This window comes from Bacillus sp. AFS088145, from assembly GCF_002564465.1.
Taxonomy (GTDB): domain Bacteria; phylum Bacillota; class Bacilli; order Bacillales; family Bacillaceae_G; genus Gottfriedia.
The window spans coordinates 122,350-140,999 of the sequence record NZ_NUUX01000010.1 but is presented as its reverse complement, the minus strand read 5'-3'; the positions used below and the strand labels follow the sequence as shown (position 1 = coordinate 140,999).

General features: G+C 32.4%; 18 protein-coding genes. 7 read left to right on the top strand and 11 right to left on the bottom strand.

From position 1 onward, the window contains the following. The first annotated feature begins 1 nt into the window (after position 1). Positions 2–160 carry a YfhD family protein gene (locus tag COI44_RS07785; protein WP_286163817.1) on the top strand — a complete coding sequence of 53 codons (159 nt, stop codon included), beginning with the start codon at positions 2–4 and terminating at the stop codon, positions 158–160. 41 nt (positions 161–201) lie between these two features. On the opposite strand, the gene COI44_RS07780 is transcribed toward COI44_RS07785, so the two are convergent. From COI44_RS07780 to COI44_RS07760, 5 genes are all read right to left on the bottom strand, one after another. Beyond that, the gene (locus COI44_RS07780; RefSeq protein WP_098427415.1) at positions 202–906 is read right to left on the bottom strand and encodes a DsbA family protein; all 705 of its coding nucleotides are present in this window, start codon (positions 904–906) and stop codon (positions 202–204) included. Positions 907–1,313: 407 nt separating this feature from the next. Further along, on the bottom strand, positions 1,314–1,865 hold the full coding sequence (locus tag COI44_RS07775) for an NADPH-dependent FMN reductase (protein ID WP_098427414.1): 552 nt from the start codon (positions 1,863–1,865) through the stop codon (positions 1,314–1,316). A gap of 695 nt (positions 1,866–2,560) precedes the next feature. Next, positions 2,561–2,797: a hypothetical protein gene (locus COI44_RS23865; RefSeq protein WP_142329238.1), complete on the bottom strand. Its 237-nt coding sequence runs from the start codon at positions 2,795–2,797 to the stop codon at positions 2,561–2,563. A gap of 419 nt (positions 2,798–3,216) precedes the next feature. Further along, on the bottom strand, positions 3,217–3,366 hold the full coding sequence (locus tag COI44_RS24070; RefSeq protein ID WP_098427412.1) for a hypothetical protein: 150 nt from the start codon (positions 3,364–3,366) through the stop codon (positions 3,217–3,219). 314 nt (positions 3,367–3,680) lie between these two features. After that, entirely contained in the window at positions 3,681–4,151 is a 471-nt protein-coding gene (locus tag COI44_RS07760) for a hypothetical protein (RefSeq protein WP_098427411.1), read from the bottom strand. Between the two features lie 186 nt (positions 4,152–4,337). On the opposite strand from COI44_RS07760, the gene COI44_RS07755 reads away from it, so the two are divergent. Further along, positions 4,338–4,769, top strand: a complete 432-nt coding sequence (locus COI44_RS07755; protein WP_098427410.1) for a DUF2621 family protein — start codon at positions 4,338–4,340, stop codon at positions 4,767–4,769. 28 nt (positions 4,770–4,797) lie between these two features. Here the strand turns inward: COI44_RS07755 and COI44_RS07750 are convergent, their stop codons facing one another. Together COI44_RS07750 and COI44_RS07745 are read right to left on the bottom strand one after the other, a co-directional pair. Then, positions 4,798–5,277 carry a CcdC family protein gene (locus COI44_RS07750; RefSeq protein ID WP_098427490.1) on the bottom strand — a complete coding sequence of 160 codons (480 nt, stop codon included), beginning with the start codon at positions 5,275–5,277 and terminating at the stop codon, positions 4,798–4,800. Between the two features lie 198 nt (positions 5,278–5,475). Beyond that, a complete protein-coding gene (locus tag COI44_RS07745) occupies positions 5,476–6,183 on the bottom strand; it encodes a cytochrome c biogenesis CcdA family protein (protein WP_098427409.1) in 708 nt (235 codons plus the stop codon). A gap of 615 nt (positions 6,184–6,798) precedes the next feature. Here COI44_RS07745 and COI44_RS07740 point away from each other — a divergent pair. Continuing rightward, the gene (locus COI44_RS07740; protein ID WP_098427408.1) at positions 6,799–7,539 is read left to right on the top strand and encodes an AzlC family ABC transporter permease; all 741 of its coding nucleotides are present in this window, start codon (positions 6,799–6,801) and stop codon (positions 7,537–7,539) included. Next, positions 7,536–7,841 carry an AzlD domain-containing protein gene (locus tag COI44_RS07735; protein WP_098427407.1) on the top strand — a complete coding sequence of 102 codons (306 nt, stop codon included), beginning with the start codon at positions 7,536–7,538 and terminating at the stop codon, positions 7,839–7,841. The genes COI44_RS07740 and COI44_RS07735 overlap by 4 nt, the downstream gene beginning before the upstream one ends. Positions 7,842–7,927: 86 nt before the next feature. On the opposite strand, the gene COI44_RS07730 is transcribed toward COI44_RS07735, so the two are convergent. The 3 genes from COI44_RS07730 to COI44_RS07720 form a co-directional block, all read right to left on the bottom strand. Then, positions 7,928–9,817: a S53 family peptidase gene (locus COI44_RS07730; RefSeq protein WP_098427406.1), complete on the bottom strand. Its 1,890-nt coding sequence runs from the start codon at positions 9,815–9,817 to the stop codon at positions 7,928–7,930. Positions 9,818–10,520: 703 nt separating this feature from the next. Beyond that, entirely contained in the window at positions 10,521–12,305 is a 1,785-nt protein-coding gene (locus COI44_RS07725) for an ABC transporter ATP-binding protein (RefSeq protein WP_098427405.1), read from the bottom strand. A 1-nt stretch (position 12,306) separates the two neighbouring features. Next, complete coding sequence (locus tag COI44_RS07720) at positions 12,307–14,058, bottom strand: ABC transporter transmembrane domain-containing protein (RefSeq protein ID WP_098427404.1); 1,752 nt, start codon at positions 14,056–14,058, stop codon at positions 12,307–12,309. 245 nt (positions 14,059–14,303) lie between these two features. On the opposite strand from COI44_RS07720, the gene COI44_RS07715 reads away from it, so the two are divergent. The 3 genes from COI44_RS07715 (at position 14,304) to COI44_RS24065 (ending at position 15,683) form a co-directional block, all read left to right on the top strand. Continuing rightward, a complete protein-coding gene (locus COI44_RS07715) occupies positions 14,304–15,191 on the top strand; it encodes a type II toxin-antitoxin system SpoIISA family toxin (protein ID WP_098427403.1) in 888 nt (295 codons plus the stop codon). 71 nt (positions 15,192–15,262) lie between these two features. Next, on the top strand, positions 15,263–15,460 hold the full coding sequence (locus COI44_RS07710; RefSeq protein WP_098427402.1) for a hypothetical protein: 198 nt from the start codon (positions 15,263–15,265) through the stop codon (positions 15,458–15,460). Positions 15,461–15,539: 79 nt separating this feature from the next. Further along, positions 15,540–15,683, top strand: a complete 144-nt coding sequence (locus COI44_RS24065) for a hypothetical protein (RefSeq protein ID WP_179887041.1) — start codon at positions 15,540–15,542, stop codon at positions 15,681–15,683. Positions 15,684–15,880: 197 nt separating this feature from the next. Here COI44_RS24065 and COI44_RS07705 read toward each other — a convergent pair whose 3' ends face one another. Continuing rightward, entirely contained in the window at positions 15,881–18,172 is a 2,292-nt protein-coding gene (locus COI44_RS07705; protein WP_286163816.1) for an FIMAH domain-containing protein, read from the bottom strand. Between the last annotated feature and the right edge of the window lie 478 nt (positions 18,173–18,650).

Below are 18,650 nucleotides of genomic sequence, written 5' to 3'. Positions count from 1 at the left end.
TTTGAAAAAGAAGAAAAGTACTTACAACTCTAATTTTAATAAGAATGTAAAGCCTGATGGACTTGATGTCGAGTATTCAGCGGAATTAGCAGATCAAGATGATATGGAAGCACAAGAACGTTCAGCTCAAGCAGATGCACGTGTAAAGAAAAAAATGTAAACAAAAAAGGGTATGCGAATACTTCCGCATACCCTTTTTAATTATTTGTTTATTTCAGCGTCAATAGCTGCTTTAATTGATTCTAAGCTAGGGTTGTCCACTGCTTTACCATTTACAAATATTGTAGGTGTTCCGTTAACACCATAATGGTTAGCAATTGCAACATCGTTAGCAACTTGTTTCATTGCATCTTTTTTGTATAAATCTTTTTTAAATTGTTTTTCGTCTAAATTCGGAATAACAGATTTTGCAATACTTGCTAGTTTATCAGGTGTAGCCCAAGTAGTTGTTTCATCTTCTTGTTTTAAATAGATTTGCTCTTGAAACTTCCAAAATGAATCTTTATGAGTTTTATAAACTACTTCTGATGCAAGTGCAGCTAAATTTGAATCTTTCGAAATAAATGGATAGTTAATAAATGAAAAATTGATTAAACCATTATCAATATAATCGGCTTTAAGTTGAGGAAAAACTACTTTATTCCATTGAGCACAAATTGGACATTTATAATCACCAAATTCAACTACTTCCACTTTTGCATCTTTATTGCTAAATGTTGGTTGATCCTTTGTGTCAAACCCATCAACTTTCACTTGATTTACGCCAGCAATTGTTGGATAAACTTCTTCAGTCTTTTTATCTTGCAATTTAGAAACTAAAAATAATGCTCCAACTAAAACAACTATTCCAACAAATACAGAAATAGCGAACGTTTGATTACTATTAGATTTTTTCTTTTTACTCATTAGTGCTATATTCCCCCTACAATTATGTACTGTAGATTATTGTAACATAAACTAAAGTTGCCTAACTATTCATAACCCTCGTAATTGAAAATTATTCTTAATATAAAGATCATCCATATTCATAAAGACCTATTTAAGTACATAAGTAGTGTTTTTGTTTTTTAAGATCATAATCATTTTGTACACTCACAAGCTTTTTTATATTGTTATTGGAATATCTTTTTAATTTTGACAATAATAAAAAGCATTTCTCATTACAAAAGAAATGCTCTTATTATAAACTATTAAATTTACCACTTGTTCAATTAAACTTTCATAACGCAACGCATGTGACAGGATAGTGTTAAATGAGAATATCAAACACTTTTTAGCGTCTGATATTCTAAGCATAGTACACTTAATAATGACTATTGTCTCAAGGTTTTTAATGCACCACTCCAAGCAGCAACTTGGTCAAGCATTGCACTTACATTATTAAGGTGTAAATCAGCTGGTTTGAAAGTAGTATAGTTTTCAAAATCAGTAAATAAGGATAGTGTAGGGTGAACACGAACATCTGCAATCATTAGCTCACCCATTATTCCTCGTAAATGTTCAGCTGCACGGGCACCGCCAGTTGAACCATAACTAACGATACCTGCTGCTTTGTTATTCCAAGCTTCACGAGCGAGATCAAGTGCATTTTTTAAAGCTCCAGTTATACTGTGATTATATTCCTGAACGATAAATACAAATCCATCCAAGCTGTTAAGTTTTTCGTTCCAAGCTGCAATTCCTGGCTCAGTTCCATCAGTAGTTCCTAAAAATGGTAATTGATAATCTGCAATATCTACAATTTCATAGCTTGCATCTCCACGTTTGTCAGCAATCCCTTTAACCCATTCTCCTACTTGGGGGCTAACTCGTCCTTGTCTTGTACTGCCTAAAATAATACCCACATTTAATTTTTCATTTAACATCGTTATTTCCTCCTATTTAGCTTATTAAAATTTATTTTTCCAAATTTTTTGTGAACCAATTCCAATTCTCTTACATAATCAATTAGCTGATCTTTTTCATCATTCGAGATAAATGATAAATTTTGAGAAATGGTTGGAACGTGTCGTGTTTGGGAAAAATCTCGTTAAATAGTGCTCTTCCTTTTTCTGTCAGTACGACAAACGAAGCCCATCTAGCATTTGGGTTAGGTTGTATGCCCACATGACCTTTCTTTTCTAACTTATTACGTATAAATAGCTGTTGGCTTTATCGCTGCTTAAATGTAGCTCGAACCATATAAGTAACCCTCAGTCCTTTATGTATACTCATAGTTTTTAAATTCTTCGGTGGATAATCTTACCATAAAATAAAGATTTCTCTATCATAAGTAAATATCCCTTTTTATTCAAAATCTTTATTAGTTTACTACTTTGGGTAAGTATTAAACTTTCCTTCACTGTGGTGAATTCTTGATTGGCTAACGCATACACGCAAGATTCTTTTCGAGTCTTTTTTTCTTAAGAATATGTTAATAATTACTAGTCATGTGAAAGCCCGTTCACCTGTATAATGGAAAATGATTTGGAAAATTGGAGGAAAATTATGTTTAAAATTATGCTATCAAGCTTTCAGCCGAGTAAGTACAACGAAGTGCTTCATTCGAAAAAACGAAGCATCATCGGTTACTATTTACTGGCAAGTTTCGTGTTAAGTGCGGGGCTATTTGAGCTCTTGATGAATTTCGATATAGCATCGGATACGACTTCGTATGGGCGGTATTAGAAAATGGATTCGGAGACAATGCTGAGCTGTTTCTACTGATTGTCATCCCGCTCATTGTACTAATCATTCCCGTGATGATGCCAGTCTTGTTTTCACTTGTATATAAGTATGCTGCACGAAAAAAGGACATTCATTTAACGTACCGCCAGTGGTACAAATTATTTTTCGTTGGAGCGATCTCATTTACGTTCGTTTCATTTATCGTTGAAATCATTGCCTTTTTGTTTGTGAACTTTTCTTTGACATGGATTGAACGCGTTATGACCCTTCTGTTTCTTACCTTTATGTACAAAGCGGGAAAAGCCGCGTCAACAAAAAAAGAAACAGCCCATTAAAGGAAAAATTTCTGTTGGAGTTTACTGAAATATCCAAAATAATCAGCTAGTCTATTTGATACTTCTACTGAAATTTTAGTGAGGAATGGATATCTAATGAAGAGTTTTTTGTCACCGAATCTGAAATTTATGAGAATAATAAACTCTATTGAAAAAAGAACTTCAAATTAGAAAAACATAGGGAGATTTTAGTCTTCCTATGTTTTCATTCATATTATTTATCTGTTTGTTTTTGCTTATTTTTCAAATACTCCGAACGCATTTTTTCAAGTTGCTGCTTTTTATCAAATTTGGCAGGCGTCTGTTTTTCATGAAACTTTGACACAGCCATCTGCCCTTTTGTATCTAATTGATATTTTCCCACTTTACTCACCTACTTTTCTGTCTTTAAAGAGAATCTATTCAACAAATATAATATACCTTATTTTACTGAAGAAAACCCTATTACTTTATTAGTGTAATGCTTTACTTAGCATATATCACTAAAAACATTAAAAACTTTCCATTTTATTTTTAAATAAAAGTTTAATTTTCCTCTTGCAAAATGAGAAGGCAAAGACCCCAAAGGCGCAAATGAGGAGGCTCCATGGAAAGCGAGTACACTGCAGTGGAAAGATAGTGAAAAATATTAAACGAGAAAAGCCAAGTTTACAATTAAATAAACTTGGCTTTCATTTATTAGTTATTTTTATTGACTAAAATAATCAATTCCTCATCAAATATAATGTCAGAATTTAAAATTAACAGTTCTCTTATAAAAGCTTTTGGATTTTCGAGGGTTAAAATAATTGGTTGTACTGACTCGTTAATATGAATTAATAAAGTAATTATTTCCTTATTTTTTCCATAAACTTCGACTAGTTGCTTTATTTCTGTAATATCATTGATCTTAAGTTTAACTGTAAGAATGCCTTTATGAATAATAATTTCATCCTGGATTAATACAATATCACTTCTTATTAGGCGGAAAGCTGTAATACTTAATACAATTACGACTACAGCGATTTGCAGATAGGTCTTTACATCATTTCCGCTTCCTACAAGCATTGATATTAACTTGTACAGAATGACTAGGAATACTGAACTGGCAGCCATATAAAATAAAACACTTAGAAAAGTAAAGTGAGAAGAGAATTTAGTTTGTTTCACATTCTTTCGCCTCCTCTACGACTTTTTTCTTTATTTTTTCTACTATATGATTCAAATACTTAAAATGAAACTAGTACTTAAAAATAAATGGTCATTTTTTGACAAAAAACATATGTACTTGCTTGATACTTGTCATATTTTCTTACTATAATAGTGGTATGTTTACCTAATACAAGGAGGATACATATGTTTTCGTTCTTTTCTCAAATTATGATTGTCTTATGGACAATTTTCTTGTTAGGAATGATGTCAATCGGCGGATACTTTATGTTCAGAAAGTTTCTGAAAAGATTACCAAAAGAGGATGGGAGATCGATTCTAGATTGGCAGGAAGAATATTTACAAAAAACAAGACATTTGTGGTCGACTGAACAGAAAGAATTACTTGAAGAATTAGTAAAACCTGTTCCATCTTTATTTAGAGATATAGCTCGAGATAAAATAGCTGGAAAAATTGGTGAATTGGCGTTACTAAATAACGCTTCGCAAATTACACAAGGCTTAATTATTGAAGGATATATTAAAGCAACTCCTAAGCGAGATCATGCATTTTTAGTTAAAACACTAAAGAAAAAAGAAATCGATTTTGCTGATTTTAAGCATTTACTTGCAAAATAAAACGTGTACCCAAGAGGTACACGTTTTTTCATGTGATAATTGTATTTGAAGGAAGCTGTCTTCTCATTTTTTGATAAGATTTGTACATTGCTAAGCGCCAAGGAACAATCATTGAAAATGCTAATAAGAAGAACATACCACTTAATTGGCCTACATCAATTGATGAACTTAAATATAACTTCATCACGATTCGAACCACTAATAAACCAAGTAAGATAAAGACAAATGCTTTTGATCTTTTTAAGTAAATTTCATTATCTACAATTTCAAATTTAGATGTTTTAATCAAAAATAACGAAAAGAATACTCCCATACAAACAGCTTCTAATACTTCAGAACCTGTCAATCTAAACTCAGGTATTAAGTACATTAATGCTCCACTACTCATAAAAAATGGAGGTAAAATTATTTTTTTAAGGTTTGTCGGCTTTTTAGCAGCTTTTAGTCTAACGACAATTACACCTAAAGCCATACAAGTTGCTAATACCGTGCTAAAAATTATACTCATATCTTTACTCATTTTTTCACTACCTTTTTTCTCAATCTTAAAGAATAACAATACTTTTATGCATTGACTAATATAGTTTTTGTGAATACAAAGCACTTTTTTTATCATATAAACTGATTATATAATACTGCTTCTACCACATCGATGCAAATCCAATAAATTCAAATCCTGCATTTTTTTACATTGGAAAAATAATGGTTAAAACCCAGTAAATCCACCAAAAAATCTAGTAAAATAAATTGTTATTTTAGTCAACCAATCAAAATATAACATGATTCCCATTATGATCATGATATATCCACCAAAAACGACGATTTTATGTGAATACTTTTTAATCCAACTTAGTGATCCTAAATAAAACGACAATACAAAAAATGGAATAGAAAATCCAAGTGTATAGGCTAACATATAAAATAGACTTGAACCTGGGTTACTTACTGCAAGTGCAAATACTGAAGTTAAGATTGGTCCAGTACAAGGTGTCCAACCTGCTGCAAATGCTAATCCAATTAAAGTAGAACCTAGAAATCCTGAAGGGCGTTTTGAAAATTGAACCCTTCGATCATTCATTAAAAACTTCGGTTGAAAAATACCCGTTACGACTAATCCTAAAAATACAATTAAAATCGCACCAACTTGACGAATAAAATCTTGATAACGCATAAAAAAAGAACCAATTATGGAAGTGCTAAAACCTAAAACAATAAAAATGATTGTAAAACCTAGTAAAAAGAACAAAGTATGTAGTAAAGTTTTACTTTTATGTATTCTTTTTTCATTTTGTAAATCACTTAAAGATACCCCTGTAATATACGATAAAAACGCTGGATAAATCGGTAGACAACATGGAGAAATAAAGGAGAGAAATCCCGCTCCAAATGCAATACCAATATTTAAATCCCCCATTAACTTACATCCCTTCTTATCTTTACATTCTAGTTAACATTATAACAGAATTGCTTTTTATTTAGTATTAAAAGTAGTTAATAGACCGCATCATACACATATTTTAAGAACCTCTAATCATTCATTCATTACCAAAAAATTGAAGAATAGTGATTAAAATGGAATATTTTCTCTAAAATTTCGGCACACTTGTTAATAAACTAAATTATGATTAAGGTGGAAAAATGTTTAAAAAAATATGGCCAAGTATGTTTTTATTATTAATCCTTATCATTTATTACTGGAAAATATTACCTATAATTTATAAATTTCATGAATAAGTCAAAATTTTTTATGGCATTTCCAAAAACTCCTCTTTTAACTTCAAATGCTTTAGTTTTATTAATGATCCCAAATATTAAACAAATTAAATTTTTAGTATTATAAAAATTTTCTTAATTTTATAGTATAATCATATGACCATCTTTGATGGCCAATTGTTTTCCTAACACTAAACAAGTATGAATAAGGAAATATAAAGTGTCTGAAAACATTTTCTGCCATCTCAACTATAGAACACTTTATTGTTTTATATTACTAAAGGATATTTTTAATGAAGGGAGTTTCTAACTTAAGATGTCTACTGTTTTGCAAGAATCAAAAACTACACTTACTAAAGCGAATCGTAGTAAGGAAATGAAGGAAGGATTTTTAGCGTCTGTTCCTTTAATTATTGGCTATTTGCCTGTTGCTTTTACATTCGGATTAATTACAAAGCAAGCTGACATTGATGTGCTAAATACTATTTCATTTAGTGCGCTAGTTTATGCTGGTGCTAGTCAGTTTATGGGTTTAACAATGTATTTGGCAGGTGTGAGTTTTTTCCAAATCTATATTGCTACATTTATTTTAAATTTCAGAAACTTTGTTATGAGTCTATCATTTAATCATCAATTTAAAACTCTACCATTTTGGCATAGAGTCTACTTGTCTATTACACTAACTGATGAAAATTTCGCTGTAACTACTTTAGGTAAAAAAAGCAGTTCAGCAAGTTATTCTTCCATTTATCTGATTACATTACATACAATTGCTTATTGTACTTGGATAAGCGGTACTATTTTAGGAGTAGTTTTTTCCAAACTTATTCCAAAGATTATTAGCGAAAGCATGGGAATATCTTTATACGCTATGTTTATCGGGTTATTAACCCCAGCCATTCGTACAAATTGGAGAGCATGTTTCATCGTATTAGTGAGTATGCTATTAAATTTCATCCTTTCATCTTTTTTAAGTCAAGGCTGGTCATTAATTTTGTCTTCCATCCTTGCTAGTTTACTTGCAATTGTATTAATGAAAGGAGATCGCAAAGAATGATTGTCTTTTTACTTGTTTTAGGTATGTGCCTAGTGACAATGATTCCTCGAATAATTCCGGTATTTATAGTTGATCGGATTCAATTTCCAAATTGGGTATCCTCCTGGCTAAAAGGTGTTCCATATGCTGCATTGGGTGCATTAATTTTCCCAGGAATATTAAGTGTTCAAAAAGGAAATATCATCGTAGGACTGATTGGTGGGTTAGTTGCAATTATCTTATCGTTACTTAGATTACATATCATTTTCGTTGTTTTTGGAGCAATCGGAACGGTTTTAGTGATGAAGCTTTATTTTATTTAGTTATTTTTCTATATCTATAAGTTAGTTTCAACAATTTAGTAAATACAAAAAAAGTCGCAATAATATGCGACTTTTTCTTTTGAAATTTATTTTACTGGAGTACTGAAATTATCAGCTAATTTTGCTACATTAGGTATTCCAAGTCCTGTAGCTTGGTTATAAAGCGTACCTGGTGTACCAGAATAGAATAGATTATCGTTTTCAGCACCTGATTTGTTTAGTGGCGTGAAAGGCGATGAGCTTTGTTGTGCAAAGCGATAAATTTGAGGATTCCAGAAACCAACTTGAGTTTTATCTGCACTATTAATTAACGCCGATAATCCATTCAGTTGAGGTGATACGAAACTAGTTCCACCAAATACAGCATAACCGGAATTTGTTCCTGGTTTACCTGGTTCACTTAAATACACATAATATCCAGTGTATGGATCTGCAGCCATTGATAAATCTGGAAGGTTACGGCCTGTACCTTGTCCTGAAATAACAGTAGGTTGTTTGTATGTGACAGTTGATAAATCTGGTGAAATAGTAAACTCATCAACTGCAGTAAAACTGTTAACCCCACTTACACCTTTTTGATAATCTGGTGTTTCAAAATAAGTACTGAAACCACCACCACCACCATTAACTAAGTGAGCATCTGGTAGTTTTCTAGCTTTGTAATAATCATGTAGATAATCCCAACCCCAAGCACGTTCTTCACCAACTTTGACATCGACACCTGTTGAATTAGAGTGGAATTGGAAAGGTAATGTGGTTCCACCTGCTACTGTGATGTACGGACTTGCTGCTGGGAAATCAGCAGTAAGTTTAAATACTTTATCTGAACCTCTAGTTTCATCATAAGCACCTGCATCACCAGCTGCTGCAAACATCGATATACCTTGTGCTGCTGCTTGCATAAACAATTGATTAAATGTGTCTTCATACTCTGGTGCTTCCATTTGTTGCTGTACGTATGAATCAATACTTAGTTCACTTGATCCCCAACTTACTGAAATTTGTTTTGCTACATTCTCATTAATTGCATTCGAAAACGCATCCACAAATCCAGTATCTGAGTTAGGACCTACATACACATTAATATTTGCATCAGGAGCAATTGCACCTGCTTGTTGTATATCTAATGTAGTTTCTTCATAACCATCCCAACCAGAACCGCCATCTACATCTTTTACTGAAATACGATTAGGCTTAGTTTTAATTCCCATATTATCCCAGAATTTATATGCATCATCAGTATTAAATTCCGCTAGAGTTACTATACCGATTGTTTGGCCAGCACCAGTTGCTCCCTTTTTATAAAGCGGATTAACATTGTAATGACTTTGTAAATCTTGTGGTGTTAAACTAAGTGGACCAGTTGGTACATCCTTTTTATCAATTATTGTTGGTTGTTTAACCGCTCTTGATTCTAAATTTGAATAATTATTTAAACCTAAAATACATAAAATATTATCTGAAATTACTTTTGGTAAAGTTGGGTTCTTTTTAGTAGCATGAATGCTTTTACCTTTAAAACTAGCATATTTTAAATCGACACTTAAGGCTTTATTCAATTGAGCAACTGTTCCTGTTGCAGTAATCGTTAAATTATTTGCATGAACATCAGTTTTAATACCATATGCTTGCAGGTATGACGTAACAGAATGGATATAAGCAGGATTTGGTGCATATTTAGCTTTGAATTCATCAACACTCAAATATTTTCGATAATGAGGAGAGTATGGTGTAACTGTTTCCTTAATATATTTTTCCAAAGCATCTTTGTTTTGAAGTTTCAAAACAAAATCGATTGATAAAGTAGTGGTAGGATCCATGTCTCCAAAATAATTTGTTCCATCTAGTACAGCTGCCCCTGTACCTTGGGCTACTTCCTTATTTACTTGTGCGGCTACTTTAAAAGTTGGTGCATTAACTAATAATAAAGAACTTGCCGCTGCTACAGTCATTAATGGTTTTTTCCAATTTTTCAAAACATATTCCTCCTTGTTGAGTACGTAAAACTCCTAAATTAAAATATTAATATTGTAGAATAATAAATTTAATACCCTTTCATTTTCATCTTTAATTTTAAAAATACTAAATTTATTCTCTGATATCGATTATAATTCTCGAAATAGTCTTAAAAAAGAAATATCATTCGATATAAAATGCTAAAAAATTTCAATTTTCGAATAATTTCAACAAATTCCGTATAATTTTTAGTAATATTTTCCTTTTTCAAACAATGCATAAACAACCTTAATTAGAAAAAATTAATTAAGTTTTTACTTAACATTATTCAATTTAACAAAAATTTAATTATTTAAAAATAATAAATAACAAGTGTATTAAGCGATTTTTAGTAAAAATTGGTGCTTTCACACTAAAATATTCTTATTTATCTCTACCTTCCTGATCTTCGAGACACCCCATTATTGAACTATTATTGTGATCTTTTCCTATTCATTTTGGTACGATTCTACTATTTGTAAATTAAATCGTTTTATTATCAACTAAATAACTTATGTAATGTAGAATTTACTAGGATAATTTAACACATAAAACTGTTAACTTCAGATTCGATTAATTTAGCTCCACTTTATGAATATATTAATAATGAATTAATTTTTACTAATATCCTCCTGAATATAGTTCTATATAAAAAAGCAGCTAGAAAATCTAGCTACTTTTTCACTACTCGGCCAATAATAAAGACCCTTTATTTTGTAATAGATACATATTATAGTACAATCCTTGTTTTGCAAGAAGCTGTTGATGGTTGCCTTCTTCTACGATTTTCCCTTTGTGCAATACATAGATGCAATCAACATCTTGAATTGTTGATAAACGATGAGCAATGATAACAGTCGTTCTACCTTTTCTCATCTCTGTTAAAGCTTCTTGAATTGCTTCTTCTGTTTCGCTATCAATATTTGCAGTTGCTTCATCTAAAATAAGAATAGTAGGTTTAGCTGCGATCGTTCTTGCAAAAGTGATTAATTGGCGCTGTCCACTTGATAAAGTTGAACCTCTTTCAACAACTGCCTCATCATACCCATTTGGTAATTTTTCAATAAATTCATTCGCTCTAACTAATTCGGCTGCTTCTTTAATTTCTCTCTCAGTTATTTTGTTATTATACATTGAGATATTTCCTTTTATATCTCCAACAAATAAGTATGGATCTTGTAAAACTAATCCGATATTAGAACGTAATTCACTTTCTTCAAATGTTGATAGTTTTTGATCATCAATCTGAATTTCCCCGTCTTTCACATCGTAAAAACGTAATAGTAGATTCATGATTGTTGACTTACCACTTCCTGTATGACCAACAAAGGCAACTGATTGACCAGGTTTAACGGAGAATGAAATATCATGAATGACATTGTGCAATCCGTCATACGCGAATGATACATTTTTAAAATCAATACTTCCTTCTTTTACTTTTGGTAAGTCAGTTCCAACTTTAGTAGGAGCTTTTTGTTCTTCATCCATTAAGTCAAATACTCTGGATGATGATACGACAGCTTGCTGTAACAAAGATAATTTCATCATCATTTGCGTAATCGGTTCAAAAAATCTTTCTAAATAACTTACAAATGCATAGACTGTACCAATCTCAACTGGATTACTAAAGGAAGTAATGCCAAAGAAGCTAAGAACAAACATTATTCCAATTGTATAAATTAAATCTGTTGCCGGTCTTAAAAACAGAGAATCTAATCGGATTGTTTTTACACCTGCATTATAGTGAGACTTATTAACTCCCTCAAATTCATTTTGTAATCTTTTTTGTTGGTTAAATGCTTGTATGATTGACATACCTTGTAGGTGTTCGTTTAATTTCGCATTTAAATTACTTAACTGCCCTCTAGTTTCCATAAAAAATGGAAAACTCTTTTTACGATAGGTTAGTATAATAAAATAAACAATTACAACTAACCCTACACAAATCGTTGCTAATTTAGCGTCTAATGAGTACATCGCAATAATGATTCCCACTAAAAAGACAATTTGTTGGATAAACGTTGCCAGTACACTAACGTAAAAATCTTTTATAGCTTCTGTATCATTCGTAATTCTTGATACAATACTTCCAATAGGCGTTTTATCAAAAAACGAAAAAGCTAATGAATGTACATGCTCATAAACTTTCATTCTTATATCTTGAACAACTTTAAAAGCAATTTGTTGAAAAATTAAAAGCTGTAAATATGATAAAACAATTTTGCCGATTGTTATTGCAACATATATAGAAAATAACGTTATGATTGTATCTTTTGGAAAATACCTTTTCATTAAATGATCATCTAGAAATCTTTTAACTAAAATTGGACCATACATTTCACATGCTGTTGCAAGGAATAAGAAAATAAATGCAAAAGTCAGTAAAACTTTATATTTTTTTAGAAATGAAAGAAGTCGTATTAAATCTTTTTTCTGCCTTTTAGCATCGATTTCAATCTCTTGATTCATTTTATCTCCCTCCTTGCTCTACTAGTTCTTCAAGTTGTTGTCTTTCAAACATTTCTTTGTACCAACCATCAATTTGAACTAAATCTTCATGTTTACCTCTTTGAATAATTCTTCCTTCGTCTAAAACGATGATTATATCACTATGCATGACAGCACTCATACGATGAGAAGTAATAAATGTTGTTTTCCCACTTCTTTCATCTTTTAAAGAGTGTAAGATTTTTTCCTCTGTTTTTGCATCCACCGCTGATAAACAGTCGTCTAATATTAAAATATTAGGATTTTTAATTAAAGATCTAGCAATTGAAATTCTTTGTTTCTGACCACCAGATAATGATACCCCTCTTTCTCCTACAATCGTATCGTAGCCTAATGGGAATTCTAAAATATCCGCATGAATATTAGCAATCTCGGCAGCTTTATGTACTGTTTCGATTGAAGAATCAATTTGGCTAAACGCTATATTTTCCTTAACTGATGATGAAAACAAGAAATGTTCTTGAGGTACATAACCGATATGTGATCTAAGAGATAATAAAGTTGTATCTTTAATATCTAAATCGCCTACTGAAATACTCCCGTTAACTACTTCATACTCTCTCAATAAAAGTTTCAAAAGAGTTGTTTTTCCTTGACCAGTTTTACCAACTATTCCAATTGTTTGACCTTCCTGAACATTAAAATATATATCCTTTAATTCAAAATTTGATTTTTCATTAAACTTAAATGAATCAATTGAATAAGTAATTTCACCCATCGGAAGTTTTTCTAATGCATTTTTCTTATTTTTAATTTCAGGTTCAACACTTAATAAAGAACGGATTCGATCATAAGAAGCGCGGCCTCTTTCGACTATATTGAATAACCATCCAATTGCAAGCATTGGCCAAATTAATATTCCTAAATAAGTAACAAATGTAATTAATTGCCCAACAGTAATATCATCTGCAATAACTAATCTAGAACCATAAACAACTGCAATAATGTAGCAAATCGAAACAACTAACATGATTGTTGGATCAAAAAGTGCATCAATTCTAGCAACTCTCATATTGTATTTCACTACTAAATCTGCTTGCTTTTTAAAAGCGGTTACATCTTCTTTTGTTTGCCCTAAACTTCTGATAACCTTTAAACCACTCATACTTTCTTGAACTTTATTATTTAATTCCGAAAATGATTCTTGCGCTAAATGAAAACGTTGATGTAATAATTTACCATAATATTGAGTCAAAATGGCCATAACTGGTAATGGTAATAGACTAATAAGCGTTAACTTCCAACTTATTGAAACTGCCATCATTATGAGTACCGATCCACCTAAAATAATAGAATCAACAAAAGTTAAGATTCCAGCCCCAGCTGTCTCGCGTACTGCTTGAACATCGTTTGTTGCGTGAGCCATTAAATCTCCTATTCTATTTTTTTGATAAAACGATGGAGACATTTTCGAAAAATGATTATATAAATCATCTCTAAGCTGTCTGGCTAACTTTAAAGAAGAACCAAATATTAATCTCCTCCACCAATATCGAAATGTATAAAGAAGTAACCCATTAATAAAAATTAAACCTACCCAAAAAAGTAAGTTTTTACTATTAAGTGAGTTTTTTACCATCTCATCAATTACATAACCAATAACTTTCGGAGGTAGTAGCTCTAAAATTGCAACGATTACTAAAAGAGATATTCCCCATACATAGCTTCTTTTTTCTTGTTTAAAAAACCAAAACAAATCTTTAAAAACTGACATTCCTTCACCCCCGCAATGCTATCATAATTAATTTTACAATATTTAGAAAACTCAAAACACAGTGTTCATTATAACATAAAAATTAAATATTTTTTAATAATCTGCTTATTTAAAATGGTTGTTAATTTTCGGGAATGCCAAAGTTATGCAACTCTATAAAGATTAACTGGAATGACAAAAAATCGTTATAAGTAGATATAATAATCATTCCTCTTTATGGTAAAATTTATATATGGAGGTGGATTATGGAAAATACTCAAGATGAATCTAAAACTCTATTAACTACGAAAAAAAGAATTTTGATCCCAGTCATTCTAATATTGCTACTATTCCTTTTAAATATGGTTTTTGGAGAATATATAATTAAATTTTTTCAACAAAATAAATGGATTATTCTTACCGTATTTTTAGCCATCATATTATACACAAGTTGGACATTTAAAAAGTTTTTTAATAATCAAAAACAAAACCTAAGGAGAACATGGTATTTTTTTTTCATTTTAGGAGTTGTGTTATTTCTTAATCAAAGAGGTTTCAATGTAAATGAGTGGCAACACTTCACATTATTAGCAGGAATGTTCATCTTTGTAGATTTAGCTTTATTTCTTACACCTACCATTAAGAAAATAGGTGGCACTGAAATGGAACAAATCAATGAGGTAGAAAACGTTAATGATGTAATGAAAAAAATTATCGTTCAAACTCAAAATAGAAGCCTACAATTCACAGAAATACTTGATATGATGAAAATATCCTCATTTGAGACACAAGAATGGAATGAGATTGAAAGCTATCGGAAAAGTTTGGAAGACTTTTTGTTTACTTATGGTGAAATTTGCAGACATAGTATTACTGTTTTTAAGAAAGACAAAGACGTTAACTTTAAACAAGAAATAGGTGCTGTTCTGGGAATTAACATTACTGAAGAACAACTCACTTCAATTAATGAAAAAACGGTAATTCAAATTAACGAACAGATTGCTCTCATCCCATATCTAGAAAAAATATTCCCAGTAGTAATTTCTATAGTCTCGCAAAAAGAGCCTATATTAGATATTGATGTTGATCACGTAATTAATTTGTCTCTGATACATAGTTGGTTAAAAATGCCTAATAAAAGTGATTCAGAGTAACAAAGAATAATATAGATTATAAAATATAAGTTTGATAGAATTATGTTATTAGCTTGAAGAGGAGTGGGAAAATGCCAAATAAAACAGGATCAACAAATACAAATTTAGTGGCGAGTGTAAATGGTCACGGTAGAGTTAAGTCTCCCTTCTTACATGAAAAGGCTACTCGAACTACCCCAAGAACATCTCCATCTTTATTCACTAGAGAAATATTTAAAAGAAGTGACGAAGCCTTAAATCGCTTAAAAGCTAGTCACATCAACGAATAGATATAAAATGTTTTAAACTTACATAGATTGCCCATACAAATAATATATTTGAACAAAGCTATGTATGGGAGATGGTGTAATGAATGATAAAAAACAAAAAAGCCCCTTTTTAACGAACAAGCCCACAGGTACTTTACCAAAACGTAATATAGAAAATAGTTTATTACTAAATTTGAATAGAAAAATAAAGGATGAAATTGATAAATTTAAAAAAAACAATTAATGGTTGATCTCACTAGGTGTCTAAATAGTTCATAATTAGTAAAGGCCCCGAAAATTAATCGGAGAGCCTTTTAATTATGTTAATTTATCACAAAAAAACACTTTCCATTGTTTACCAATAGAAAGTGTTTTAGTTTGCTACCACCCGTACCAGCTCATCCCCTGCACAGGCAATCTATCCTGAATAGTGAATCTACCCTATTTCCAGACCTCAATCATTGCATCGGCATACGCTTTTAAACTGTTATACGCTTTTGCCGAAACCTTTTTAGAAGCATTTTCATTATCTAAAAATCCTTTAAAATCATTAATGTGTTTGACGACTTTATCCGCAGAACCTTTCATTTCAAATTGCTCTACAGATCTCAAATGTGCCTTTAATGCTTGCGCTGAACCTGCTTTGAAAGCTCCTGAATTGTCGAAGCTGTCGATTATAGAACTTACTCCAGCTGCATTTAGATTGCTCAGTAAAAGATTGTTATCAGTAGCGCTTTGATTTGAGTCTGTTTCTGAAGTTGCCGTAAAGTTTATATTGGCCGAAGCTGTCATACCCTTAGGAATCTTCACGTAGACAGGTACATCAACGGTTTTACCCGGTTCAACTGCTACAACATTGTTCTCAAGTTGAACAGTCCAATCATTACCTGCAGAAGCGTTAACACGAATAAGGTCCTTCGCTTCGCCGGTATTCGTAACATTAAAATGGTAAACTGCCACTTTGCCCGATACAGCAGGTTGGATAGGGCCAGCGCTAACATTTACCCCACGTTTATAGGTACCTGAGCCCTCCGTATTACGAACGGCAACCTGGTAATGTAGTACACCGTCATTGCCTTTGTACTTCCCTAAAATGTAGAATTGAAGTTTATTGTATGGATCGATGTACTCACTGACAACATCGTCTTGGTTAATAGCACCATCGAATTTACCGCCAACTAAACTAGTACCACTCCCTGCATGGAATAATGAATCTAGGGCTTGACGCGGGTCACCTTTTGTAACCGCTACGGTTTTACCGTCAGGCTTAGTAAAGTCCTTTAGAGCGATATCTTCAGGATGTGAATCAACCGGCCAAATGAATGGGGCAGTCTCTGCATTTTTCGTTTTTGAAATCAATACACCTGAATCGGCTGCAAAGGAATCCGCACCAACTCGGTCTACCACTTCTAGGGTGTAGTTATTGTACTTAGCGTTGTTTACGTTGCCGATCATATCGTTACGCCAATCACCACTTAGGTAATTGTTTGGTGTTAAATCGGTCATACTGATGTTGATACCATGAAGTCCGCTTCGGCCGAATTTACTGCCAATTGGTACTTCACGCGCGATAATATCTGCAAACACAGGTCCAGACTCTTTTAATTCATCACGGTTGAGCTGCAGGACTTCATCATTGGATAGAAATCCTTGTTTCATTTTATTTCGAAGCGTATGTGGTGCCGGTAAAGATGATCCAAGGGTTGCCGGAATCATCCAGCGGGTATGTGTTCCACCGGGACCATTGAATGACCCACGACTCATCGTTTCCCAATAACCCGAATATGTTCGAGGGTCTAGGGCTGCGTTATTATAATTATCGCCCAGACCTTTTAGATGACCAAATTCGTGAGCAAATGTAGACATGCCATCACTTTCACCTTGAATCGAAACACGAATCGATTTGCCATTTAATGTTGCACTCGATGCAGCAGACCAAATAGATTTTGCTGCAAACCAAGAAGTCCATGGTACATAACGAGTTTTTGCCCAGTTTGGCATAGTCTCAAATCCAGTTAAATTCGGTGGCCCAAATTCAGCTGGCACCGCATTCTGATTCATAAACTTCATTTCGCCCAGTTCTTGCCATACGGTTGATTCATCATAGCCAGCATGTACAATGAACGCAAAGTCATAGTTTTTTCCTGATGCGACTATGTCTGCTGTTGCCGCATTTATGCCGTCCTGGAAGAGGTTTCCGGTTTTATAATTACTCGGCAGAAAACCAGAATTAAAACTGTCAAGCCCATACTGAAATTCGTATTTATCCAAGCGATAAGGACCGTAAGAATCAAGGGATACGCCCCATTTTCCATATGAGTTCTCTTTCCAAAAGCCATCGATTGTCTGATAATGATTTAGCTCACTTGGAACATTCAAGTAATTCGTCCAAAACTCCCCGAGTTTTTCGCGAGGAACTGCATTGACTTGTGGATTACCGATAGGATCTTTCCCCTTAGGCAAGGTTAAGATAAAATCCTGACCCGGAAAATCAACCAAGATCAGAGCTCCTTTAAGGTTTGTTTCCGGTTGAATACTCTTATCGGTACTCCATTTTATACCAGGGACTGGTTTATAATCATTCCACGTCATATCGTCTGGATTCACCCATGATTGAGGATCCACTGGTCCGGGCATTTTATCAAGCCCCGGTTCAGCAGCGAATGCGGATGTTGAATACATCGTAATCATTAAAGTGGTCAATAATGCAGCAATCTTATTTCTACGCTTCAAAATGATTCTCCTCTCACTTGTAAACTATAATTATGTAGCTTCGAATGTGATGTCATCATTTCTTTTCGGCCTTTTTATCGTCACCCCCTGATTAAGCCAAGAGTCTACTTATATCCCCCCTTTAAACCTAAAAACATAAATTATAAATCGGAAAACAATCTGACAAATTCCTCCTCCTTCTTGAAATCTATCTTTTAGGTAAACCCAACAATTTACTAATTAATAGACTTCATTGATAGTTTACTAGATGCACTAATATGCTGAAGCACAATAAATTATTTAATAGTTTGTTAACAATTCTAATCTTTTAATAATGAATGCTTTGACAAATATTGGAACTACCTTAAATTTTTTTATCGACTTTCTTCTTCGTGTTGTTTGTTAAATAGATAAGAATCGACGAATTAAACGATTAAATTTCTAAAAATTTGTCAACTGTATGTGGATTTCGGCATGTTCAGTATAAAAATATTTGTTC